General features: G+C 50.9%; 21 protein-coding genes. 8 read left to right on the top strand and 13 right to left on the bottom strand.

All coding sequences use genetic code 11. From position 1 onward, the window contains the following. Entirely contained in the window at positions 1 to 1,305 is a 1,305-nt protein-coding gene (locus BGL48_RS02460; protein WP_069361165.1) for a TIGR03503 family protein, read from the top strand. Positions 1,306 to 1,400: 95 nt separating this feature from the next. Here BGL48_RS02460 and fadE read toward each other — a convergent pair whose 3' ends face one another. Continuing rightward, the gene (gene fadE / locus BGL48_RS02455) at positions 1,401 to 3,845 is read right to left on the bottom strand and encodes an acyl-CoA dehydrogenase FadE (RefSeq protein ID WP_069361164.1); all 2,445 of its coding nucleotides are present in this window, start codon (positions 3,843 to 3,845) and stop codon (positions 1,401 to 1,403) included. A gap of 310 nt (positions 3,846 to 4,155) precedes the next feature. On the opposite strand from fadE, the gene lpcA reads away from it, so the two are divergent. Continuing rightward, a complete protein-coding gene (gene lpcA, locus BGL48_RS02450) occupies positions 4,156 to 4,734 on the top strand; it encodes a D-sedoheptulose 7-phosphate isomerase (RefSeq protein ID WP_069361163.1) in 579 nt (192 codons plus the stop codon). 22 nt (positions 4,735 to 4,756) lie between these two features. Beyond that, positions 4,757 to 5,545 carry a class II glutamine amidotransferase gene (locus BGL48_RS02445; RefSeq protein WP_069361162.1) on the top strand — a complete coding sequence of 263 codons (789 nt, stop codon included), beginning with the start codon at positions 4,757 to 4,759 and terminating at the stop codon, positions 5,543 to 5,545. 57 nt (positions 5,546 to 5,602) lie between these two features. Here BGL48_RS02445 and purN read toward each other — a convergent pair whose 3' ends face one another. Together purN and purM are read right to left on the bottom strand one after the other, a co-directional pair. Next, positions 5,603 to 6,238, bottom strand: coding sequence for a phosphoribosylglycinamide formyltransferase (purN, locus tag BGL48_RS02440; protein ID WP_069361161.1), 636 nt, complete (start codon positions 6,236 to 6,238; stop codon positions 5,603 to 5,605). Beyond that, the gene (gene purM, locus BGL48_RS02435) at positions 6,235 to 7,278 is read right to left on the bottom strand and encodes a phosphoribosylformylglycinamidine cyclo-ligase (protein WP_069361160.1); all 1,044 of its coding nucleotides are present in this window, start codon (positions 7,276 to 7,278) and stop codon (positions 6,235 to 6,237) included. Before purM ends, purN begins: the two co-directional genes overlap by 4 nt. 184 nt (positions 7,279 to 7,462) lie before the next feature. On the opposite strand from purM, the gene upp reads away from it, so the two are divergent. Continuing rightward, positions 7,463 to 8,089 (top strand): uracil phosphoribosyltransferase, encoded by a 627-nt coding sequence (upp, locus tag BGL48_RS02430; protein ID WP_069361159.1) that lies wholly within the window; start codon positions 7,463 to 7,465, stop codon positions 8,087 to 8,089. Between the two features lie 123 nt (positions 8,090 to 8,212). Here upp and dxs read toward each other — a convergent pair whose 3' ends face one another. From dxs to xseB, 3 genes are read right to left on the bottom strand one after another with little or no spacing between them, the layout of a single operon-like run. Then, the gene (dxs, locus tag BGL48_RS02425; protein ID WP_069361158.1) at positions 8,213 to 10,087 is read right to left on the bottom strand and encodes a 1-deoxy-D-xylulose-5-phosphate synthase; all 1,875 of its coding nucleotides are present in this window, start codon (positions 10,085 to 10,087) and stop codon (positions 8,213 to 8,215) included. Positions 10,088 to 10,114: 27 nt separating this feature from the next. After that, the gene (ispA, locus tag BGL48_RS02420; protein ID WP_069361157.1) at positions 10,115 to 11,014 is read right to left on the bottom strand and encodes a (2E,6E)-farnesyl diphosphate synthase; all 900 of its coding nucleotides are present in this window, start codon (positions 11,012 to 11,014) and stop codon (positions 10,115 to 10,117) included. Continuing rightward, positions 11,007 to 11,252 carry an exodeoxyribonuclease VII small subunit gene (gene xseB / locus BGL48_RS02415; protein WP_069361156.1) on the bottom strand — a complete coding sequence of 82 codons (246 nt, stop codon included), beginning with the start codon at positions 11,250 to 11,252 and terminating at the stop codon, positions 11,007 to 11,009. The genes ispA and xseB overlap by 8 nt, the downstream gene beginning before the upstream one ends. 222 nt (positions 11,253 to 11,474) lie before the next feature. On the opposite strand from xseB, the gene pomA reads away from it, so the two are divergent. The 3 genes from pomA (at position 11,475) to thiI (ending at position 14,813) form a co-directional block, all read left to right on the top strand. Further along, complete coding sequence (pomA, locus tag BGL48_RS02410; RefSeq protein WP_069361155.1) at positions 11,475 to 12,236, top strand: flagellar motor protein PomA; 762 nt, start codon at positions 11,475 to 11,477, stop codon at positions 12,234 to 12,236. 44 nt (positions 12,237 to 12,280) lie between these two features. Further along, a complete protein-coding gene (locus BGL48_RS02405; RefSeq protein ID WP_069361154.1) occupies positions 12,281 to 13,216 on the top strand; it encodes a flagellar motor protein MotB in 936 nt (311 codons plus the stop codon). Positions 13,217 to 13,364: 148 nt separating this feature from the next. After that, complete coding sequence (gene thiI, locus BGL48_RS02400; RefSeq protein WP_069361153.1) at positions 13,365 to 14,813, top strand: tRNA uracil 4-sulfurtransferase ThiI; 1,449 nt, start codon at positions 13,365 to 13,367, stop codon at positions 14,811 to 14,813. A gap of 73 nt (positions 14,814 to 14,886) precedes the next feature. Here the strand turns inward: thiI and BGL48_RS02395 are convergent, their stop codons facing one another. The 7 genes from BGL48_RS02395 to BGL48_RS02365 form a co-directional block, all read right to left on the bottom strand. After that, positions 14,887 to 15,492: a DJ-1 family glyoxalase III gene (locus BGL48_RS02395; RefSeq protein ID WP_069361152.1), complete on the bottom strand. Its 606-nt coding sequence runs from the start codon at positions 15,490 to 15,492 to the stop codon at positions 14,887 to 14,889. Positions 15,493 to 15,501: 9 nt separating this feature from the next. Then, positions 15,502 to 16,377 (bottom strand): 2-dehydropantoate 2-reductase, encoded by an 876-nt coding sequence (locus BGL48_RS02390; protein WP_069361151.1) that lies wholly within the window; start codon positions 16,375 to 16,377, stop codon positions 15,502 to 15,504. Between the two features lie 89 nt (positions 16,378 to 16,466). After that, on the bottom strand, positions 16,467 to 17,282 hold the full coding sequence (locus BGL48_RS02385; protein WP_069361150.1) for an outer membrane protein OmpK: 816 nt from the start codon (positions 17,280 to 17,282) through the stop codon (positions 16,467 to 16,469). Positions 17,283 to 17,503: 221 nt separating this feature from the next. Beyond that, the gene (locus BGL48_RS02380; RefSeq protein WP_069361149.1) at positions 17,504 to 18,898 is read right to left on the bottom strand and encodes an AmpG family muropeptide MFS transporter; all 1,395 of its coding nucleotides are present in this window, start codon (positions 18,896 to 18,898) and stop codon (positions 17,504 to 17,506) included. 22 nt (positions 18,899 to 18,920) lie between these two features. Continuing rightward, positions 18,921 to 19,481, bottom strand: coding sequence for a peptidylprolyl isomerase (locus BGL48_RS02375; protein WP_069361148.1), 561 nt, complete (start codon positions 19,479 to 19,481; stop codon positions 18,921 to 18,923). 2 nt (positions 19,482 to 19,483) lie between these two features. Beyond that, complete coding sequence (locus BGL48_RS02370) at positions 19,484 to 20,053, bottom strand: YajG family lipoprotein (protein WP_069361147.1); 570 nt, start codon at positions 20,051 to 20,053, stop codon at positions 19,484 to 19,486. Positions 20,054 to 20,072: 19 nt separating this feature from the next. After that, on the bottom strand, positions 20,073 to 21,215 hold the full coding sequence (locus tag BGL48_RS02365; protein ID WP_069361146.1) for a methyltransferase: 1,143 nt from the start codon (positions 21,213 to 21,215) through the stop codon (positions 20,073 to 20,075). 175 nt (positions 21,216 to 21,390) lie between these two features. Between BGL48_RS02365 and bolA the strand changes: the two genes are divergently transcribed. Then, complete coding sequence (bolA, locus tag BGL48_RS02360) at positions 21,391 to 21,702, top strand: transcriptional regulator BolA (protein WP_069361145.1); 312 nt, start codon at positions 21,391 to 21,393, stop codon at positions 21,700 to 21,702. Positions 21,703 to 21,705 lie beyond the last annotated feature (3 nt).

The raw sequence follows: 21,705 nt of genomic DNA, 5'->3' as shown, positions 1-21,705 counted from the left end.
ATGAAGAAGCGATGGTGGGCGGTGTGTGTTTGTTTTCCCTTGTTAGCACACGCTAACGAGCAAGAAATTCGTCTGCTGGAAAATCGTTTCCGTGTTGATCCAACCATTGAGCGTGCGGCCTTCGTGATTTATCGAGAAAAGCCAAGCATGCCGGTGGTGTTGGTACGTCCGGACGGCACCAAATATTATGCATGGCGTCACCCAGACAAAGTATCCTGGCATCAAGAAGCAGATATGGACATTGTGTCGGTGACCGACCCCATGCCAGGGCCATGGCAAGCGATTGGCCGGGTGAGTCCTGACAACAAAGTCCGTGTTTTAAGCGATTTGCGTATGCAGGTTGAAGACTTACCCAGCCGTCTTTATCAAGGCGAGGCGGTCAAGTTTACTGCACAGCTCATGTTGGGGGACAAGCCACTTAACTTGCGTGATTTTATTGAGCGTGTCGATTTAACGGTTAATTTTACCGAATTTATCGAAAATCCTGAATCACTTAACCCAGACCAACGCCCTCAACCCAAATCCTTGGGACAATTTAGTGACGATGGTACTGGGCTTGATGAGACGCCGAATGACGGTGTGTTTACCGTTTCTTTGCCGATTAATGTGATGCCGGGGAAATACCGCGCACGCGTGACCTCGGGCAATGGCATTTTTTTCCGCACGCTAGAGCAACAAGTCTTAGTCTACCCGACACCGTTAATGGCCACGTTTAAACAAAGCCAAGCAGAGGGCGAACCGCATCAATTGGTTGTTCAGTCCGAGCAGGCCAGTATTGAGCCTGGCAGCGTATCTGTTCACGCCAAATTCACCGATACGGAAGGAAAAACCACGGTCTACCAAACCACCGCTGAGGAAGAGCAGGAGACGATTACGCTCGATATCCCTTATGCCAGTACACCTGGACAATATAAGTGGCGAACAACCTTGTATGCGACGGATCAGTTGTCGGGACGTCCCTTAGTTTTCCCGCTTCCTGAACAAACCTTTGCGGTCACCGATTACGCAGCGCTGGAACAAGCCGAAGCAGAGCGCGAAGCACGTGAAAAAGCGATGATGGAAGCGGCAGAGGCGCGCCGCCAACAGCGGGCTCGCGAGGAGGCACGAACCACCTCCCTGTTGATCATTGGCTTAGGTAACTTATTGGTGATGTTGATGGGGGCTGCAACCTGGTTTGTCTTGCGAAAACGCAAGGCGCGTAAATTGGCTGAAGCGGCGCAAGAGCTGGAAGCGCCCCCGCTGGACAGCGACGGAGACGATCAAGGAAGTGAGCTTGATATGGATAAACCGGATAAGAACGACTAGCACTGTGGTGCGAGTAAGCTCATCTATTCGGGGAAATAAAAAAGAGAGGGAAGCCCTCTCTTTTTGACGTCAAGCTATCGATGCGGAAAACACGGTTAAGCCGCGTTATGCATCTTGCTCTCCTTGATTGACGCTGCAGGTAGCTCTGACGGGTCAAAGTCATCCACATTGATCGTTTCAAGTCGGCCTTGCTCGGCTTCTCGCAATAGTTCGGCTTCTTGCTCGGTGATCACACCGGCGCTTAAGCCTTTATCCGCGACTTGGTCAAGGAACATAAACGGCAGCTTTTCACCGATCCCCTCGCACACTTTCTTGTGAATAGGTTCAGCGTTCAAAATATCGTGCAGCGCTTTTTCGATGTTACCAATCGCATTACCAGGCTCGAAGTACTGACCACGACCGAGGCGGTCACGTGTCGCACTGGGTGATTGTAAAATGACGGCCAGTTTGCCATCGAGACGATCGCCAGGTTGACGGCGTCCTTTACCCAGAGGGAATACTAGTGCGCGGACTAAGCCGGCAATCGCCTTGTTGGGGAAGTTAGCGATAAAGCCATCCAGTGCTTGCTCAGCTTGGTACATGGCGTCTTGCATGCCCCAATGAACCAAAGGCAGATCCTCTTTTTGGTAGCCTTCATCGGCATAGCGTTTCATGGTGGCCGACGCTAGGTAAAGCTGGCTCAGCACATCGCCAAGGCGCGCAGACAGGCGCTCTTTACGCTTGAGGTTGCCGCCCAATACTGCCATAGAGACATCGGCAAGCAGCGCGAGCGCGGCACTGTAGCGGTTCATCTGCTGGTAATAGCGGCGTGTTGCGTCCTTGCGTGGCGCTTTTGACAAACGACCATCAGTGAGGCCCAGCCAGAAAGTACGTGCAACATTGCTAAACACGAAGCCAACGTGGCCAAACAAGGCCTTATCAAATGCGGCAAGGGCCGCTTGCTGATCGCTATTCTCGCTGGCACGAATTTCATCCAACACGAAGGGATGGCAACGAATGGCACCTTGGCCAAAGATGATCATCGAGCGCGTCAGGATGTTGGCGCCTTCTACCGTGATGGCAATCGGCGATCCTTGATAGTTGCGCCCTAGGAAGTTTTTGGGCCCTAGACAAATGCCTTTACCGCCGACAACGTCCATCGCATCAATCACGCCCTGTTGACTGCGGTGGGTACAGTGATACTTAACGATGGCAGAAATCACCGATGGCTTCTCGCCGATATCGATACCCGTCACTGTCAGCGCGCTGGCAGCATCCATGACGTAGGCGTTGCCTGCAATGCGCGCGAGAGGCTCTTCAATCCCTTCCATTTTACCAATGGGCAACTTGAACTGGCGACGGATGCGTGCGTAGGCTCCGGTAGCCAGCGCCGCGGATTTTAGCCCACCCGTGGTGTTAGATGGCAGGGTAATACCGCGACCAATTGACAAGCACTCCATCAGCATCCGCCAGCCTTGGCCTGCCATTTTCTGGCCACCAATAATAAAGTCCATCGGTACGAAGACGTCGTTGCCTTGCGTTGGACCGTTTTGGAAAGGCACGTTAAGCGGGAAATGACGACGACCAATTTCAACCCCGTCCAAATCAGTTGGAATCAAGGCACAGGTAATACCAAGTTCATCTTGGTCGCCTAACAGGTGCTCAGGGTCGCGCAGTTTAAACGCTAGACCCAACACAGTGGCAACCGGGGCGAGGGTGATATAGCGTTTGTTCCAGGTGATTTTCATCCCCAGTACTTCTTCACCTTGCCACATGCCTTTGGTGACCACACCATAATCAGGAATCGAGCCTGCATCAGAGCCCGCCTCTGGGCTGGTCAATGCAAAGCAAGGGAGCTCTTTACCTTGCGCCAAACGAGGAAGGTAATGGTCTTTCTGCTCGGTAGTGCCGTAATGCTGGAGCAATTCACCTGGGCCTAAAGAGTTCGGCACACCCACGGTGGATGACAGCACACCAGACACGCCTGACAGTTTTTGCAGCACCAAGGATTGCGCGTAGGCAGAGAATTCTAGGCCACCATATTGCTTTTTGATGATCATGGCGAAGAACTTATTGTCCTTCAGGTATTGCCAAACATCTTCAGGCAAATCGGCCAGTTCATGGGTGACTTGATAGTCATCCACCATGCGGCAGACTTCGTTGACTGGCCCATCTAAAAATGCCTGCTCTTCCGCACTCAGCGTGGGCGCAGGAATGTCATGCAGTTTGTTCCAATCCGGCGCGCCACGGAATAGATCCGCTTCCCACCAGACTGTCCCCGCATCAATCGCTTCTTTTTCCGTCGCTGACATTTCCGGCATCACGGATTTAAATGCTTTGAACGCTGGCTTACTGAGCCAGTTGCGACGAAACGTCACAATATTAAGCGGCAACGCGATCACGGCAAAGATCAACCAAGTGATCTCGCCGACGCTGCCCATGATTGTCCCTACAACTAGCCCGGCTGCAAGCACTGCAGTCGATACCAGCAGCTTGGCACGATGGTATGCGAGTACACCGGCCAGTATTAGCATGGCGGCGATATATAACCCTGTTGCCATCACGTCATCTCCTTAGGTTTGGGTTAGCTCTTACTATTGTGGTAAGAGGTCGTACCACTCAATGTAAGCAAATAATTAACGAATTGTAAAATGATACGGTGTGACCTAGCTTGCAAGGTGAGAAAATCACCACCAGGGGACGGGGACAACTGGCAAGATAGGTTGCCATTCAAGCAAACGTGACCTAGCTCGCTTGTCGGGAGGGCGCGGCAGTCGACAGCCGTAAAACGATGCGGGTACACTGGCAGTTATGTGACGTCATGCCTGTCAGGCGACACCGTCAGATATTTGTTAACAATGGGAAGGTGCCATGTACCAAGATATTATTCGCGGTGAGCTAACAGAAGCTGCCGATGTGTTAACAGCGTTTTTAAGTGATGACAATAATATTCAGCAAATCGAGAAAGCCGCGAAACTGCTGGCCGATAGCTTTAAGGCCAGTGGCAAGGTACTCTCTTGCGGCAATGGTGGCTCGCATTGTGATGCCATGCATTTTGCCGAAGAATTGACCGGGCGCTACCGAGAAAATCGTCCTGGTTATCCAGCGATTGCCATTTCAGATCCAAGTCATATTTCTTGCGTATCGAATGACTTTGGCTACGAGTATGTTTTCTCGCGTTACCTTGAAGCGGTGGGCATGAAAGGCGACGTATTGTTTGGGCTCTCCACATCGGGTAATTCGGGGAATATCCTCAATGCTATTGATGTTGCCAAACAAAAAGGCATCAAGACCATTATGCTCACGGGAAAAGACGGCGGCAAAATGGCAGGTCTCGCTGATATCGAAATCCGTGTGCCTCACTTTGGTTATGCGGATCGTATTCAGGAAGTCCATATCAAAATTATCCATATTCTTATCCAGCTAGTGGAAAAGGAAATGGCAGCGTAACTCCGCGGAGGCAGATGAAAGAATGTGCGAGCTGCTTGGCATGAGTGCCAACGTCCCAACCGATATTTGTTTTAGCTTTACTGGCTTGATTCAGCGCGGCGGTAAAACGGGTCCGCATCGCGATGGCTGGGGGATCACCTTTTATGAAGGGAAAGGATTTCGCACGTTTAAAGATCCGGCACCCAGTAGCCAATCCAAGATCGCAGAGCTGGTCACCAGTTATCCGATAAAAAGCTGTGCGGTAGTTAGCCATATTCGCCAAGCAAACCGAGGTGGGATAAGCCTAGAAAATACACATCCTTTCACTCGTGAGATCTGGGGACGCTATTGGACCTTTGCTCACAATGGGCAGTTATCTGGGTTTGAGAGCCTGGATACTGGGCACTTTAAACCTGTCGGGGAGACGGACAGTGAAAAAGCCTTTTGTTGGTTATTGAATGAGTTGTTCAAGCACTACCCGCAACAGCCAGACAATATGTGTGAGGTGTTTGACTTTATCGCGTCACGCTGTGATCGTTTGCGCGCGCTGGGTGTCTACAACATGCTGTTTAGCGATGGCGACTATGTTATGGCTTATTGCACCAATAACCTCCACTGGATCACGCGCCGTGCCCCGTTTGGCAAGGCCAGCCTGATCGACCAAGAAATGACGGTCGATTTTCACGAGCAAACCACGCCTAACGATGTGGTGACCGTGATTGCCACGCAGCCCCTTACCAACAACGAGTGCTGGCATAAGATGGCTGAAGGGGAATATTGTGTGTTTCACTTTGGCGAGGTGTATTGCCACAATCACACATCGGTTTCTTAGCGGACATAAAATAAGGCGCGAAGGCGCCTTAGTTTATGTTGTCAGTGTCTGTACAGGCTAGGCCTCTGCGGCGTAACCTGCTGGTCCAAGCGTTTGGCCATCAAGCCAGGCACTGTCCTCTGCCATCTTCAGTCGGCCATCGACAAACCATTTGACCACCAGTGGGTAGATCCTGTGCTCTTGTTGTTGGACGCGCGCGGCGACAGACTCAGCGTCGTCGTCCTCAAAAATAGGCACGCGAGCTTGGAGTACCACTGGCCCACCGTCAAGCTCTTCAGTGACAAAATGCACCGATGTACCATGCTCGGTATCGCCAGCATCAATCGCACGCTGGTGAGTGTGCAGTCCGGTGTACTTGGGAAGCAGTGAGGGGTGAATGTTGAGCATTCGCCCCGCATAGTGGGCAACGAAACCTGGGGTTAAAATACGCATAAAGCCGGCCAGTACGACGAGATCGGGCTGATAGGCATCTAACGCTCGAATAAGCGCCGCATCATACTCTTCCCGGCTAGCATAATCGGTGTTGGCAACCACTTGAGCCGGTATGCCCGCGTGCTCGGCACGCGTCAGACCATACGCATTCGCTTTGTTAGCGACTACCGCGGCAATCTGTGCGTGTTGCTGGTGGATGCTATCAATCAATGCTTGCAAATTGGAGCCGCTGCCGGAAATTAATACGACAATGCGCTTCATGCTTTCAGCTCCACCTGTGCGTCGTCGCCCGTCGCGTGAGCAATATGGCCCAACTGCCAGGCGGTTTCGCCGGCTTTATTTAACAGGGCGATCGCTTTGTCGGCGTCTGCCTGAGGCAATGCAATCACAAGTCCCACTCCACAGTTAAAGGTGCGCAGCATTTCGTAGTCACTGACGTTGCCTTTTTCTTGCAACCAGTTAAACACAGCCGGCCATTGCCAACTGGTATTGTCGATCACCGCCTTGGTTCCAACGGGCAATACGCGGGGGATGTTCTCCCAAAAGCCGCCACCTGTGATATGAGAAATCGCGTGAACGGGGGTTTGCTCAAGCAGGGCTAATACGGATTTAACGTAAATGCGGGTCGGGGCGAGCAAGTGATCGATGAGTGGTAGGCCTTCTAGGTCTTCACTCAGGTTTGCTTGACTGACGTCGAGGATCTTGCGGATCAGTGAGTAGCCGTTTGAATGTGGGCCACTCGACGCAAGGCCAATCAAGGCATCGCCATCGCTGACTTGGCTCCCATCTATGATGGCCGATTTTTCGGCAACACCGACACAAAAACCAGCCACATCGTAATCATCGCCGCTGTACATCCCCGGCATTTCTGCCGTCTCGCCACCGATAAGGGCACAACCTGCTTGCTGGCAGCCTTGGGCGATGCCGGTCACCACGTCGGCGGCGACGTCAACATCTAACTTGCCCGTGGCGTAGTAGTCGAGGAAAAACAGAGGCTCAGCACCTTGCACGATCAGATCGTTTACGCACATCGCAACCAGATCGATGCCGATCGTATCGTGCTTATTGGCATCCAGCGCCAAACGTAGTTTGGTACCCACGCCATCTGTACCAGAGACCAGTACGGGCTCTTTGTATTTGGTTGGCAATGAACAAAGCGCGCCAAAGCCACCTAAACCTCCCATGACTTCGGGACGGTGCGTTTGTTTTACTACCCCTTTAATGCGGTCGACTAGTGCGTTACCCGCGTCAATATCGACGCCAGCGTCCTTATAGCTAAGAGATGATTGTTTACCGCTCACTGCAATTCCTCGCCGGAGTTGGAAGTCAAAAGTCGGCGCTATTCTATCAGTGCATTCAGAGAAAGGAAAACGTTTGCGTAAGCGGTTTGGTGAGAATCTGGGCGATATGTCAAGCCCTAAGGCTACGCTAGCAAAAACCTTTCATGTATACTACCGATAATTTGTTTTTTGTAAGGAGTCTAAGATGAAGGTCGTGGAAGTAAGGCACCCGTTAGTCAAACATAAAATCGGTTTGATGCGCGAGCGAGATATTAGCACCAAACGGTTTCGCGAGCTTGCCACCGAAGTGGGCAGTCTGCTGACTTATGAAGCCACCTCTGACTTCGATACAGAAATAGTGACGATTGATGGCTGGGACGGCCCGGTTAATGTCGATCAAATCAAAGGCAAAAAAGTCACCGTGGTGCCCATTTTGCGCGCAGGGTTGGGCATGATGGATGGGGTGCTTGAACACGTCCCAGGGGCTCGCATCAGTGTCGTCGGCGTATATCGCGATGAAGAAACGCTCGAGCCTGTGCCGTATTTTCATAAGTTGGCGAGTAATATCGATGAGCGCATGGCCTTGGTTGTGGACCCGATGTTGGCGACCGGTGGCTCGATGATTGCGACCATCGACTTGCTTAAAGAGCAGGGCTGTCAGCAGATCAAGGTCTTGGTATTGGTCTCTGCCCCGGAAGGGATTGAGGCATTGAAAAAAGCGCATCCTGATATTGAGCTTTATACCGCGGCTATCGATGAAAAACTGGATGACAAAGGCTATATCGTGCCTGGACTGGGTGATGCGGGCGATAAGATTTTTGGGACCAAGTAAAGTTATCGCTATGGCGCTGATGATTATTTCAACCGTGCGATAAAGCATGAAAAAACCCGCTTATATAGGCGGGTTTCTTTATATCAGTCGATAGCGCTTGGCTAGCGGTTTAAAGCGGCGCTTCTACTCAGCTAATTTAGCCAGATAGCGCTGGATTTGCGCCTTAATGCCAGGACCATCAAGCTCAAGCTCGGCGTGCATTTCTTGTTGGGTGCCTTGGGAGATAAAGCGATCGGGGAGACCGATTTGCAGCACAGGCTTGATAACCCCATGGCGCATCATGGCTTCAATCACGCCAGAGCCCGCCCCGCCGGCGATCGCATTTTCCTCTACCGTCACGAGGTAGTCGTGCGTGTTGGCCATTTCAAGCAGCAATGCTTCATCCAGTGGTTTGGCAAAGCGCATATCAACCAAGGTGGCATCCAGCGCTTCAGCCGCGTCTAATGCGTGAGGCAACAAGGTGCCAAAGTTCAGCATCGCTATCCGCGTTCCCTGCCGTTTAATCACGCCTTTGCCAAGTGGCATCGCTTGCATCGTTTGTTCAATCTCTGCCCCGATACCACTGCCGCGAGGATAGCGCACCGCCGCTGGCCCATCATGAATATGGCCGGTATACAGCATTTGACGGCACTCGTTTTCGTCACTTGGCGTCATCACGACCAAGTTGGGAACACAGCGTAGATAGCTTAAATCAAAAGCCCCTTGGTGAGTTTGGCCATCCGCGCCAACAATTCCGCCACGATCAATGGCAAACAGCACTGGTAAGTTCATAATTGCCACGTCGTGGATGACTTGGTCATACGCGCGTTGTAAGAAAGTTGAATAAATGGCAACGACTGGGTGGTAAGTACCGATTGCCATGCCAGCGGCCAGTGTGACCGAGTGCTGCTCGGCGATGGCGACATCAAAGTACTTGTCTGGGTGAGCTTTCGAAAAGCGCACCATCCCGGAGCCTTCGCGCATTGCAGGGGTAATGGCGAGAAGTTTGTCGTCTTGCGCCGCCATATCGCATAGCCAGTCACCGAACACATTGGAGAACGTTGGGCTAGTTGGCTTGGATTTAGGCAGTGTGTGCACACTGGGATCAAACTTAGGCACGGCATGGTACCCAATCGGATCTTTTTCCGCCGGCTCATAGCCTTTGCCTTTTTTGGTCATCACGTGCAGAAACTGCGGCCCTTTTAAGTGGCGCATGTTCTTGAGGGTTTTGACCAGCTCTTCGACGTCGTGACCATCAATCGGGCCGATGTAGTTAAAGCCCAGCTCTTCAAACATGGTGCCTGGGACAACCATGCCTTTTAGATGTTCTTCCGCGCGACGCACCAACTCTTTGATTGGCGGCGCGCCTGATAAGACTTTCTTACCGCCTTCACGAATACTGGTGTAGACATTGCCAGAGAGGAGTTGGGCAAAGTGGTTATTCATCGCGCCAACATTTTCAGAAATCGACATCTCGTTGTCGTTAAGTACCACCAGCATATCGGGCTTGACATCGCCGGCATGGTTCATGGCTTCAAACGCCATTCCGGCGGTGATCGCCCCATCGCCAATCACGCTAACCACACGCCGGTTATGGCCTTCCTTCTGTGCGCTGATGGCCATGCCTAGGGCGGCACTGATGGATGTGGAGGAGTGGCCAACGGATAACACATCGTAAGGGCTTTCTCCTCGCCACGGAAAGGGGTGTAAACCATCTTTTTTCCGGATCGTTTGCATGCGCTCACGTCGTCCGGTCAGGATCTTGTGAGGATACGCCTGATGGCCCACATCCCATACCAAATGATCGAACGGGGTGTTATAGACATAGTGCAGCGCCACCGTCAGCTCTACGGTGCCAAGTCCAGACGCGAAATGGCCACTTGAATGACTGACTGTGTTGAGTAAGTAGGTCCGTAACTCTTCACAAAGCTGCGGCAGGTGATCGCGTGGTAAGGTACGCAACTCTTCCGGCGTATCAGCAAGAGCGAGAGTCGGGTATTTTGATATATCCAGTGTCATAATGGTTCGGCGCTTTTATTAATCATGCTAGTTGTTGCGCTCGATGATATATCGGGCAAAAACTTCCAGTTGTTCGGTATTGTAGGGGATTGCCTCCAAGGCGTGTAGTGCTTCTTGGTAAAGTTGCTCGGCTTTTTCCTGCGCGCCAGCTAGCCCCAGTAGTGCTGGGTAGGTGCTTTTATCCGCGTTCACATCTGACCCTTGCGGTTTCCCGAGTGTTTGCGTGTCACTGGTAATGTCCAAAATATCGTCCTGCACTTGAAACGCGAGACCGATGGCGTCAGCAAAACGCTCAAGCTCATGCAAGTGGGCGACACCTGCTTCGCCGGCTGCATAGGCGCCGAGTTTTACTGCCCCTTTGATCAGCGCCCCGGTTTTATTGTGGTGAATGCGTTTAAGGGCTTCAAGCTCAACGGCACGTCCCTCTGCAGCCAAATCCAGTGATTGTCCTAAACACATACCCGCTGCCCCGCTGGCCGCGGCCAAGGTTTTCACCATGTCTATACGGTAAGGCTCGGCCGCTGGATTGAGTGGGCCTTCAGCCAGCACGGTAAAGGCCAGTGTTTGTAGCGCGTCACCGGCCAAAATCGCGGTGGCTTCATCGAAGGCAACATGACAGGTTGGCTGCCCGCGTCGCAAGCTGTCGTTATCCATGGCGGGTAGATCGTCGTGAATCAACGAGTAGGCATGAATACACTCTACCGCGACAGCCGGTGTATCAATTTGCCCAAGTGACACGCCAAACAGCTGTCCTGTGGCATAGGTTAGAAAGGGACGAATGCGTTTGCCCCCCAAGAGCAAACCATGGCGCATTGCCTGAATAAGCGGTTGATCTTGGGAGGATAAGGTATCGAGCCACGCTTCGAGTTGTTGATTGCTTCGGGTTTGCGTTTCGCGCAGCGCATCGTGTACAACAGTGTTAATCATCGTCTTGAGGAGAAAACTCAGTCAGTGGCCCATCATCTTCTTGCGAGAGCAAGATCTCGACGCGTTGTTCGGCGTCAGCAAGGGTTTTCTGCCCTTGACGAGTGAGTGCGATGCCGCGCTCAAAACGTTTCATTGCGGTGTCGAGAGGAAGTTCGCCGGATTCGAGCGCGCCGACAATGGTATCTAACTCTTTGAGCGTGTCCTCAAAGGTCATATTTTCTGGTTTCTTCACAGCCATGATGCCATAAAATTAAAATAGAGAGGCTAGACGGTAACGCAGTGGCCACAGGCGGTCAAACCACTCTATGTGTTTTTGTGTGCTTGGCGCCACCACCGTAAAAGGCATGTTATCCTTGTTGGTATCTGCGTATTTACGCTAAACCTAAAGGATTGGTTGCCGATATAACCAATACCCTGAAAATGAACAACAATGACTTAATGGTAGTTAAGGGAGACTGACGTGGATATAGCGACGGTGCTAGGCCTTATAGGAGCATTAGCCTTCATTGCGATGGCGATGCTACTGGGCGGTAATTTTGGAATGTATGTTGATCTACCGTCGGTATTGATTGTATTTGGCGGTAGTACTTTCGTTGTTCTCATGCAATACCCGATGAGACAGTTCTTCTCCTCATTCAAAATTGCGGGCAAGGCTTTTATGTTCAAAGCTGATGATCCGGAAGATTTGATTGCTAAAATTATCGAAATGGCCGATGCGGCGCGTAAAGGCGGGTTTCTCGCTCTCGAAGAAATGGAAGTGACTAACTCGTTTATGCAAAAAGGCGTAGACTTGCTCGTTGACGGCCATGATGCGGATGTGGTGCGAACGGCACTAAATAAAGACATTTCGCTCACTGACGAGCGTCACGAGAGTGGCATTGGCTTTTTCAAAGCGATGGCGGATATCGGCCCTGCTATGGGGATGATCGGTACCTTGATCGGCTTAGTGGCCATGTTGTCGAATATGGATGACCCGAAAGCGATCGGGCCAGCGATGGCGGTGGCGTTGTTAACCACTATGTATGGCGCATTACTAGCGAATGTGTTTGCCATTCCTATCGCGAATAAGCTGACGTTGCGGAAAGAGCAAGAAAAACTGAATCGGCGACTAATAACGGACGGCTTACTCTCAATTCAGGATGGACAAAATCCAAGAGTGATTGATGGTTTTTTGAAAAACTATCTCAATGAGAAAAAACGTGAAGTAGATGTTGAGAGTTAATCATTGATTATCAACACTGTTATAGTCTGCGGTAAGGAATCGAGATGGCACAACAAGAAGAAGAGGAATGTAAATGCCCGCCCCCCGGTTTACCACCGTGGATGGGGACGTTTGCGGATTTAATGTCGTTGCTTGTTGCATTTTTCGTCCTTCTGTTGTCCTTTTCAGAAATGGACGTGCTCAAGTTTAAGCAAATTGCAGGGTCAATGAAGTTCGCTTTTGGGGTACAAAATGTGCTCGAGGTGAAAGACATTCCTAAAGGAACCAGTGTGATCGCGCAAGAGTTTCGTCCGGGTCGTCCTGAGCCGACGCCGATTGAAGTGATCATGCAGCAAACCATTGATATGACGCAGCGCACCTTGGATTTTCAAGAGGGCGAGGATGATCGGTCCGGCGGCTCGCAACGCAACACGTCAGATAAGGAAGGCGGCACCAGTGCCCAAGTGGCGTCACAATTGGAGCAGCAGAGAATGCAGCAGCAACTTGAGCAGCTGCAAAAGGCGTTGATGCAAGCGTTGCAACGCGAAATCGATGAGGGGGCGGTCGAAGTCGAGAACTTAGGGCAACAGTTGGTGATAAGGATCCGAGAAAAGGGCGCTTTCCCACAAAACTCTGCGTTTCTTCAACCCAAGTTCCGCCCCATGGTGCGTCAAATTGCGCAGTTGGTAAAAGATGTGCCGGGGGAAATCAAGGTCTCAGGGCATACCGATAGCACACCTTTGGAGTCGGAGCTTTACCGTTCGAACTGGGATCTTTCGGCACAGCGTGCGGTGTCAGTGGCGCAGGAGATGGAAAAAGTCCCTGGTTTTAACCATTTACGAATGAAAGTGGAAGGATTAGCGGATACCAAGCCGCGTGCGCCGAACAATTCTCCGGAAAACCGTGCGTCAAACCGGCGTGTGGAAATCGCTGTGATACAAGGAAAACCCACCTTCTCGGATGAAATCTCTACCGAGAATGCGCCACAAAACGCACCTTAGTCCTGTCTCTCGGCGATAACTGATTGTGGGTAAAGACAAGTTATCGCCGAGCACTTCCTCTTGCTACAGACGTGAAAATAGCCGGTTTCAGCGGCAGCCTGGTTATTGTATAATCCGCGGCTTTGTTCCCAGCTGTATCGAACCGGTTATGAAGTTTATCGTTAAAATTCACCCTGAGGTGATCGTCAAAAGTGAGTCAGTCAGAAAGCGTTTTACAAAAATCCTCGAATGCAATATTCGTAATATTTTAAAGCGTCGGACTGATAATACGGCGGTATATAACCGTCGGGATCACATTGAGGTGACGTTAAAACAACCTAACGAGCGCCAACTGGTTCTGGATGTGTTAACCAACACACCAGGAGTGCAAACCGTGCTTGAGGTTGAGCAAACTCTGTTTAACGATTTACACCATATCTATGAGCTTACTTTGGCGGGTGTGCGTCACCAAATCGAAGGGAAGACCTTTTGTGTGCGCGCTAAGCGTCGTGGGCAGCATGACTTTACCTCTATCGATCTGGAGCGCTATGTCGGTGGTGGACTAAACCAAGCCGTGCCGTCGGCCAGTGTGCAACTGAAAAAACCGGATGTCACCGTGATGATGGAAGTCGATCACGATAAGCTCAACGTGGTGAAACATCGTCACGCAGGTTTAGGGGGCTTCCCACTCGGTACACAAGAAGATGTATTGAGCTTGATCTCTGGCGGGTTCGATTCAGGCGTTTCCAGTTATTTACATATTAAACGTGGCAGTAAAGTGCACTACTGCTTCTTTAATCTGGGTGGTAAATCGCATGAAACGGGTGTGCAGCAGATATCTCATTATCTTTGGAACAAATTTGGCTCATCGGCCAAAGTGAAGTTTATTTCGATTGATTTTGAGCCGGTCGTCAATAGCATCTTGGAAAATATCGATAGCGCGCAAATGGGCGTGGTGTTGAAGCGTATGTTTATGCGGGCGGCGGCCATGGTGGCAAAACGGTTTGGTATTCAAGCACTGGTGACCGGCGAGGCATTGGGGCAGGTGTCGAGCCAAACGCTCACCAATCTGCGTATGATTGATAACGTCACCGATAGCTTGATCTTGCGCCCACTGATTAACTGGGACAAAGAAGACATTATTCAAACGGCGCGTAAAATTGGCACAGAAGATTTCGCCAAAACCATGCCAGAGTATTGTGGCGTGATTTCCAAAAAGCCAACGGTGAAAGCGGAAAAAGCCAAGCTTGAACACGAAGAAGCCAAGTTTGATTTTCGTCTGCTTGAGCAAGTGGTCGACAACGCGACTGTGATGGATATCCGTGATATCGAAGCCTTGAGCCAAGAAAAAGCGCCGGAAGCGGAGCTGGTTAATGAGGTTGAGAAAGGCGCAGTGGTGCTGGATATCCGCAGTCGAGAAGAGCAAGAAGATAAGCCGCTTGAGATTGAAGGCGTTGATGTGGTGCACATTCCTTTCTTCAAATTGGCGACCCAGTTTGGCGACCTTGACCAAACGAAAACCTATTTGCTCTATTGCGAGCGAGGGGTAATGAGTCGCTTGCAAGCGCTGTATCTTAAAGATATGGGCTTTGACAACGTGAAAGTGTATCGGGTGTAGGCCGAGTGGCTTACCGCAGTAAGACAACAGGCAGCCATTTAGCTGCCTGTTTGCGTTTAAGCCTCGCGTCAATCTAGCCTTCTGTAAACTTTTTCTCATAGTGCAGTTGAGGCAGGGGCATCATCGGCTCCGCCACTTGCCAGGCCAAGGCTTTGCCGCCAAGCACGTGAACGACTTCGATCGCGAACTCCATTGCCGAACCTGGCCCCTGGCTGGTAATCAAACGATGGTCATAGTCGGTCATCACGCGGCGGCGGCTTAGCCATTGCGCTGGGATCTGATCGCTAACGCTGGGGTGACAGCTCATGTGTGACTGTGGGAATAGCTGGTGGCGTTGTAGCACTAACGCCGGTGCGGCACAAATGGCAGCCACCCACGCATTGTCGCTCTGCTGCTGCTTGATGATCTCGGTGATCAGGTTACTTTCTCCTAAGCACTGGGCGCCCTCGATACCACCGGGTAAGATCACACAGTCAAAAGGCTGGTCGGCGACTGTTGCCAGTGCTGCGTCGCAAACTAGCTTGACGCCACGTGAACAGGTTAGCGTGAGCTCGCCTTCGGGATCGGCGCTGGCCACGATGACATTGAAGCCGGCACGTTTCATCACATCAATGGCAGTCACGGCTTCCATTTCTTCTGTGCCATTGGCCATACAAATCAGGATGCGTTTATCACTCATGATGATTCCTTATCTCTCCACTTGTTGAACGGCTTGGTGTAGCTGCTGGTGGTGTGGGGTTGAAATCTGGTGTGCTTGGGCGCGTTGCAGCACATAGCCCGTAATATACGCCAGCTCGGTCGGGCGACGGTAAAATACATCGCGATTCATTGAAGAGTAGTTGTCTGCGGTTGCCTTGGCGACCGTTTCCACACGTTGACGTACTTCGGTAGCCGAGGCAAGGATCCGCTCCGCCCGCATTACAGTGGCTAATTCTTGGCATAGCGCATCAATGATTGGCGCATAGTCTCGTTTGAGCAATTCACCGTTTTTTATCCCATGTAAGGCGGTAAGCGGGTTGATGACACTATTGACCGCCAGTTTATACCACAGCGATTCCAGGATATCGCTCTGCCAGGTTGCTGCCGGTAGGGCATGATCCAAGACATCGGCGAGAAACTGACAGGCTTCACCGGCTTGGTTACCTGCTCCGAGCGCTGTGGGCCCATTGCCCGTGTGCCGATACTCGCCTGTTTCCGCGCGAAACACGCCTTGTGAGGTGGTCGCAAGCAGCAGCGGCTGGCTGGCAGGTAGGGTATCAATGAGCCATTGATGAGGTCCCATGCCGTTATGCATCAACATCACCATGGTTTCCGGCTCAAGATGAGCAACGCACGGGGTTAAGGCTGCTTGCACGTCATAGGCTTTGGTGCAAACCAGCCAAAGATCACTATAACGCAGTAAGTCTGGTTGGTTGGCGGGCAAAGTAAGGGAGGTATCGTCAAGGTTCAGCGCCCGCTTATCAGCGCCATCGCGCGTGATAAGATGAACGTGATGACCCGCTTGGCTTAATTTGACCGCCCATAAGGTGCCGATCGCACCTGCGCCTATCAAGGTGATCCGCATGACACTTGCCTATCGATGAAAAGGCCAGTGTATCATAGACAATATAAGGCAGGGAGCACAGCGCCGGCAGGGACCGGCGCTGGATAAGATTAGAATTTGTAGGTCGCGCTAAGGTAGTGAGAAATACCCGAGCTGTCAGTTGTGCCGCCATCTTCAATTAAGTAGACGTCATTGTACGCTTTTAGGCCATAACCGAGGGCGTAGTTGTCTGAGTGCCAGTACAGGCCGTTAAACATCGCGCCGCCATGGGTTGCTTGACTGTTGCCTTTGAAGGTGTCATCGGCACCGAATTGATAATCAATATAACCTTGGTATGACAGGAAGCTACCATTGTCGAAAAAGTGGAAAGGTTTAAACCAGTTAGTCGAGAACTGATAGCCATTCCAATCTTTTTTATTGATGTCATACAAGCCATAGAGGTTCATGCCCACTTTGCCAAACCATGGCAGCTCAACATCGGCACCGACACCCCAGAACGAGTTGTTAGTGTCACTATCGCCGCCGCCCCAGTTAAACAAGGTCGAGAAGTAGACTTCTTGTACAGGGCCAAATGACAAGTCTTGCCCTGTGATGCCATCAATTGAGAAGCGGGGCGCTAATTTCATAAAAGACTTGGGTTTGTCTTTCTTATTGTTGTTATTGCTGTCGCTTTCTGCCAAGTCAAAAATATCCACATAACCATAGAGATCGACCACGCCTTTACGGCCGCCAAACTCCATTTCTAGATAGTTATGGTCTTTATTGGTGTCATCACCAAATTGCGGCTTCTCGTCAATAGCATACATAGCATTAAACTGAAGCCATTTGTGATCATTTTTGTAAATGTCATCTGAGTAATCGGCGGCGTTAGCAACGGATGCGCTGCTAGCGGCGATAACGGCGAGTGCGAGTAGGGATTTTTTCATAGTGACTGCCTCTGCTGGGTCTTGTTGTTGCGCAGTGCGCATGGGACAGAGGCAGTATATTGATTAAGTTCACGATAAAGAATGTAATAAACATAGACACAAAAATAGGCTGTGATCAGAGGCAGATTGTAAAGGGTTGCATGACAGTTTTATGTGATCATTGTTACTCAATAAGTCACAGCGGCGCGCAAAATTTTGCACTCCACTGTGATATGTCAGGGTTAGTCGCGACGAGAATCTAGGCAGTGTCTAGCATGCTTATCATTTTGTGACGGCGGTTGGCGAAACTGTCTGCCAATGTAGATCAGCATGACTAGTCCTGGGATCACCATTAATGCGGTTATTACGAAAAATGTTGACCAGCTATCGAGCCAGTCGACCATCATGCCACTAAACGATGCAACCGTGGTGCGGCCTAAGTTCCCCAAAGACGCGAGTAGCGCATATTGAGTGGCCGAGAATGCGCGGCCGGTCAAGAAGGTTAAAAAGGAGACAAACGCAATAGTGGCAAAAGCCGAGGTAAAGTTGTCTACCAGGATGGCCCCTAATAGCAGGTGCTCGTTGGGGCCGACCATGGCAATCCAGGCGAACATAAGGTTGCTGGATGCCATGGCGACCCCACCAATAAACAGCCCTTTAATCACGCCAAAGCGCAGGTTGATGTAGCTGCCTATTAAGGTGTAAACCACGGTGAGCCCCCAGCCGACTAGCTTGGAGTAATACCCAATTTGCTCATTGGTAAAGCCAACATCTTTGTAAAACACGATCGACATGCGACCGAGAAAGGCTTCGCCCAGTTTAAACAAAAACACAAATAACAGCAGCGTAAGGGCTACCTTAATCCCGTTGCGACGAAAGAACTCGGCAAAAGGTTCCACCACCGTCACGGCAAACCAGGCTTGGAAGCCACTGTAGCCTTGGTTGAGGTAATGTTTGGTGGCCTTGTCTTGGCGCTGTTCCCGATCACTGGCAGGCTCTTTGACATACAGGGTGGCGAGAATCATTAAGCCGACAAATCCGGCCATAATCACATAAACTTGGTTCCACCCGATGGCATCGGCATTGATAAAGCCGATATAGCCAGGCACAGAATAGCCTGTCCACCAACCAATGACCGACATCGCCGAGGCGAGCGGGAACTTCTCGGTTTCGTGCTCGGCGAAGTTATCGATACGGAAGGCATCAATGGCTATGTCTTGTGTGGCCGACGCGAGGGCGATAGAAAAAATCAATGACGAAAGGACAAGGGTGGTGATCCAGGGATCAATCGCTTGCAGGCCTTGCATGTTAACGCGAGACAAGGCCAAGGTGGCGACAAGCATCAGTGATTGTGTCACCACAATCCAGCTACGACGATGGCCAAGCTTTTCATTCAGTACCGGGATCTTAAGCCTATCCAGCAGGGGGGCCCACAAAAAGTTAACGGCGTAAAGCACGAACACTGAGCCAAAAAGGCCAATAGCCGTGCGCGATAACCCCTCATCGGCCAGCCAACCATTTAAGTTGGAGCCAATTAATACCCAAGGGAAACCACTACAGCACCCCATTAAAAAAACAAAGAGCAGGCGACGGTCGGCGTAGGCCGCCAAGGTCGTTTTTAGCTTGGATGACTGCATAATAAGGTGGCCTACTTAAAGACTAGGGGGTTGAGACACGATTGATAGCAGTAATAATAATCGGTTGTTGCGGCACATCCTGCATCCGTTTGCTGGGGATAGTAACGGTTGGCTGCTCGGTGATGGTCAGGATAGTGTTAAACCCTTCCACGACGCGGCCAAACACCGTGTACCCCAGCTTATTGGGGGTTGCATCTAAAAAACCATTATCACTGACATTGATGTAGAACTGGCGGGTGGCAGAGTCCGGGTCTTGGGTTCTAGCCATCGCAATGGTGGCACGACGGTTATGTAGGCCATTACGTGATTCATTATCAACAGGTTCATACGTGGGGCGACGATTGAGGTCTTGATCAAATCCGCCTCCTTGCACCACAAAACGTGGGATCACCCGATGAAATTGAGTGCCGACATAGCTGCCGTCATCGACATAGCGTAAAAAATTGCTGACAGTTTTGGGAGCTTTATCCTCATTAAGTTGCAAGACAAAGTCTCCCAGGGTCGTTTCAACAGCGACCATCACGCTGGCTTGCACTGGCGCCACCACCAGTGCAAGTAGCCCTAAAAGTGCCCATATTTTCATGATTAAAAGTGCGCTTTCATGTGATCAAGTAGCTGCTCATCGTTGGCAATGTCTTGCAAGACAGCTTCTAGCAGGTTGTTTAATGCCATTTCGATATCGTCGGGCGAAGCGCTGCTAACGCCGCTCTGGGTTGATTTGCCGGTGTAACGTTTTACAAAGCGACCATCCGGCGATTCAGCGACTAGCTGCAGTTGCACTGACGCTTCCATATCGTGCTTGAATACCGTGTGCTTAACACGAACTAAGGCGTCAAGAATATCGAGGCGGAGCATGCCCGGGCCATTTGCGACGACACGGAACCCTTGTGCTGAAAGCTGGCGTGAGAGGGTATCTTCAAGGACAACGCGTAAGTTTTGGGTGGCATGCAGCGGCTTAACATTGGAGCGACCGCTATCAATCACCGCAACGAACTGAGCTGTCCGTAAGTCCTTACTCTTTACCACCACAGGAAGGTTGTTGACCTGCTGCTGATTGGATGACGCTGGAGACGGTGCAATGGTTAGTTGTGGCTCGCGAGGTGTTGAGCAGCCCGCTAGGACTAACACAGCGGCGGCAATAATCAGTTTCTTCATGGGGTTCAGCATCCTTTTGTTAAAATTGGGCGTTGACTGCCTTGAGAATAACGAATTTTTTATTTGACGCAACGACAGTCACGTTACCAAAAAGACGTTTTAGCTTAGTATGATAGCCAAGATGACGATTGCCAATCACTAAAAGCGCGCCATTCGTGGTCAGAACACGTTTTGCGTCACAAAACATTTGCCAAGCAATGTGATCAGTGATGGTTTGTTGCTGGTGAAAGGGCGGGTTACACAACACAAGATCAATATCTGTGTGGTTAAAATCGGTCAAGCAATCTCGTGCTTCACATTGGAAACGTTGTGAGTCAATATCATGGCTTTCAAGGTTGTGTTGGGCACTGGCGACGGCCATATGGCTCTCGTCGACTGCATAAATGTATGCCTTTGGGTTGTTACGTGCCGCCTGCAGGGCAAGCACACCATTCCCACAACCTAAATCCAGAATATTTTTTTCTTCGTCCGAGCTTGGGATTTGCGGAAGCATTAAGTAAGCCGCGATATCCAGCTTTTTGGCGGAAAACACATTGGGCCAATTAGCCAAGCGCATGGAAAACTCAGGCACATCGACATAGCTAAGTGGCTCGGTGGGCTGTTGGGGGAGGGCGTTAGCGGTAGAAAAAATCAAGCGCGCTTTTTTCTTTGCCAACGAGGTGGTGGTTGCCCCAAGCCAGTGCTCAAACTGATTCAGCGTAGAGGTATGGATCGCTTTTGCCTTGTCTCCGGCGAGGATGCGTGTGGCCGGTGTCGTTACAGACGCCAGTTGCTGGAGCTGCCATGCCAACATTTTGCTGCTTTTAGGCACTCGCATGATCACCGCATCAAACTCTTTAGGCAGTGGTTCCGTACTCTTAAGCAGCGTAATGTCTGGAAGCTGGTTTTGGCGAAGGTTCGCGAGAGTCGCTTGCTGTGACACCACAGAATCGCTGATTTGAATGACGTCATAACCTTGCGAGCATGCCCAACAACTCAACGCGCCAAATTGATCATTGAGAATTAAAACCCGATTGCCTGCCTCAAGTTGCCAGGTGTTGGCGTGCTCAATGATATATTCATCGGCTGCATCAAAGGCTTGAAGTGTCTCATTTTTTCGGCGCGGGTAGCGGTGTAGTGTCAGGGGAGATTCGTCGCTTGAGATTACAAGTTCTGTTTTCATGGGAGCGTTTGCGTCAGAGGTCACTGACTGCGTATATTGTCGCACTCACACCACAACTGCAATTCAAACTCGATGGGTATGCCATCAATGATGGCGTGATCAGGCTATTGAATTCGCAATTTTATCGATAACGACTAAAATCTGGGCAACTTGCCCTTGATAGGTTGGGGAAGCCATGAAAATTCAAACGCAAATTACAGAGAAACTGACACAGGCTTTTGCGCCCGTTCATCTTGATGTCCGCAATGAAAGCGATATGCACAATGTACCAGAAGGGTCAGAGAGCCATTTCAAGGTTGTCGTGGTGTCAGATGAGTTTGCAGGTAAGCGTTTAATACAGCGGCATCGTGCGATCAATACCACCTTGGCGGACGAGCTTGCCAATGATATTCATGCATTGGCTATCCATACTTACACCCCAGAAGAGTGGCAAGAGCAGGCAAATGCGCCAGACTCGCCAGCCTGCCGCGGGGGTGGTGTAAAATAAGGG

Source organism: Salinivibrio sp. SS3 (genome assembly GCF_001722105.1).
In the GTDB taxonomy this organism is placed as follows: Bacteria; Pseudomonadota; Gammaproteobacteria; order Enterobacterales; family Vibrionaceae; genus Salinivibrio; species Salinivibrio kushneri.
This window is presented reverse-complemented; position numbering and strand designations above follow the sequence as displayed.

Bases quoted from the DNA above. Each gene is read 5' to 3' on its own strand.
- bolA (WP_069361145.1), top strand. From the start codon at position 21,391: ATGAAAATTCAAACGCAAATTACAGAGAAACTGACACAGGCTTTTGCG.
- BGL48_RS02460 (WP_069361165.1), top strand. From the start codon at position 1: ATGAAGAAGCGATGGTGGGCGGTGTGTGTTTGTTTTCCCTTGTTAGCA.
- BGL48_RS02365 (WP_069361146.1), bottom strand. From the start codon at position 21,215: ATGAAAACAGAACTTGTAATCTCAAGCGACGAATCTCCCCTGACACTA.
- fadE (WP_069361164.1), bottom strand. From the start codon at position 3,845: ATGGCAACAGGGTTATATATCGCCGCCATGCTAATACTGGCCGGTGTA.
- BGL48_RS02405 (WP_069361154.1), top strand. From the start codon at position 12,281: ATGGCACAACAAGAAGAAGAGGAATGTAAATGCCCGCCCCCCGGTTTA.
- BGL48_RS02375 (WP_069361148.1), bottom strand. From the start codon at position 19,481: ATGAAAATATGGGCACTTTTAGGGCTACTTGCACTGGTGGTGGCGCCA.
- dxs (WP_069361158.1), bottom strand. From the start codon at position 10,087: ATGACACTGGATATATCAAAATACCCGACTCTCGCTCTTGCTGATACG.
- BGL48_RS02370 (WP_069361147.1), bottom strand. From the start codon at position 20,053: ATGAAGAAACTGATTATTGCCGCCGCTGTGTTAGTCCTAGCGGGCTGC.
- BGL48_RS02395 (WP_069361152.1), bottom strand. From the start codon at position 15,492: ATGAGTGATAAACGCATCCTGATTTGTATGGCCAATGGCACAGAAGAA.
- BGL48_RS02385 (WP_069361150.1), bottom strand. From the start codon at position 17,282: ATGAAAAAATCCCTACTCGCACTCGCCGTTATCGCCGCTAGCAGCGCA.
- ispA (WP_069361157.1), bottom strand. From the start codon at position 11,014: ATGATTAACACTGTTGTACACGATGCGCTGCGCGAAACGCAAACCCGA.
- BGL48_RS02390 (WP_069361151.1), bottom strand. From the start codon at position 16,377: ATGCGGATCACCTTGATAGGCGCAGGTGCGATCGGCACCTTATGGGCG.
- BGL48_RS02380 (WP_069361149.1), bottom strand. From the start codon at position 18,898: ATGCAGTCATCCAAGCTAAAAACGACCTTGGCGGCCTACGCCGACCGT.
- thiI (WP_069361153.1), top strand. From the start codon at position 13,365: ATGAAGTTTATCGTTAAAATTCACCCTGAGGTGATCGTCAAAAGTGAG.
- BGL48_RS02445 (WP_069361162.1), top strand. From the start codon at position 4,757: ATGTGCGAGCTGCTTGGCATGAGTGCCAACGTCCCAACCGATATTTGT.
- xseB (WP_069361156.1), bottom strand. From the start codon at position 11,252: ATGGCTGTGAAGAAACCAGAAAATATGACCTTTGAGGACACGCTCAAA.
- lpcA (WP_069361163.1), top strand. From the start codon at position 4,156: ATGTACCAAGATATTATTCGCGGTGAGCTAACAGAAGCTGCCGATGTG.
- purN (WP_069361161.1), bottom strand. From the start codon at position 6,238: ATGAAGCGCATTGTCGTATTAATTTCCGGCAGCGGCTCCAATTTGCAA.
- upp (WP_069361159.1), top strand. From the start codon at position 7,463: ATGAAGGTCGTGGAAGTAAGGCACCCGTTAGTCAAACATAAAATCGGT.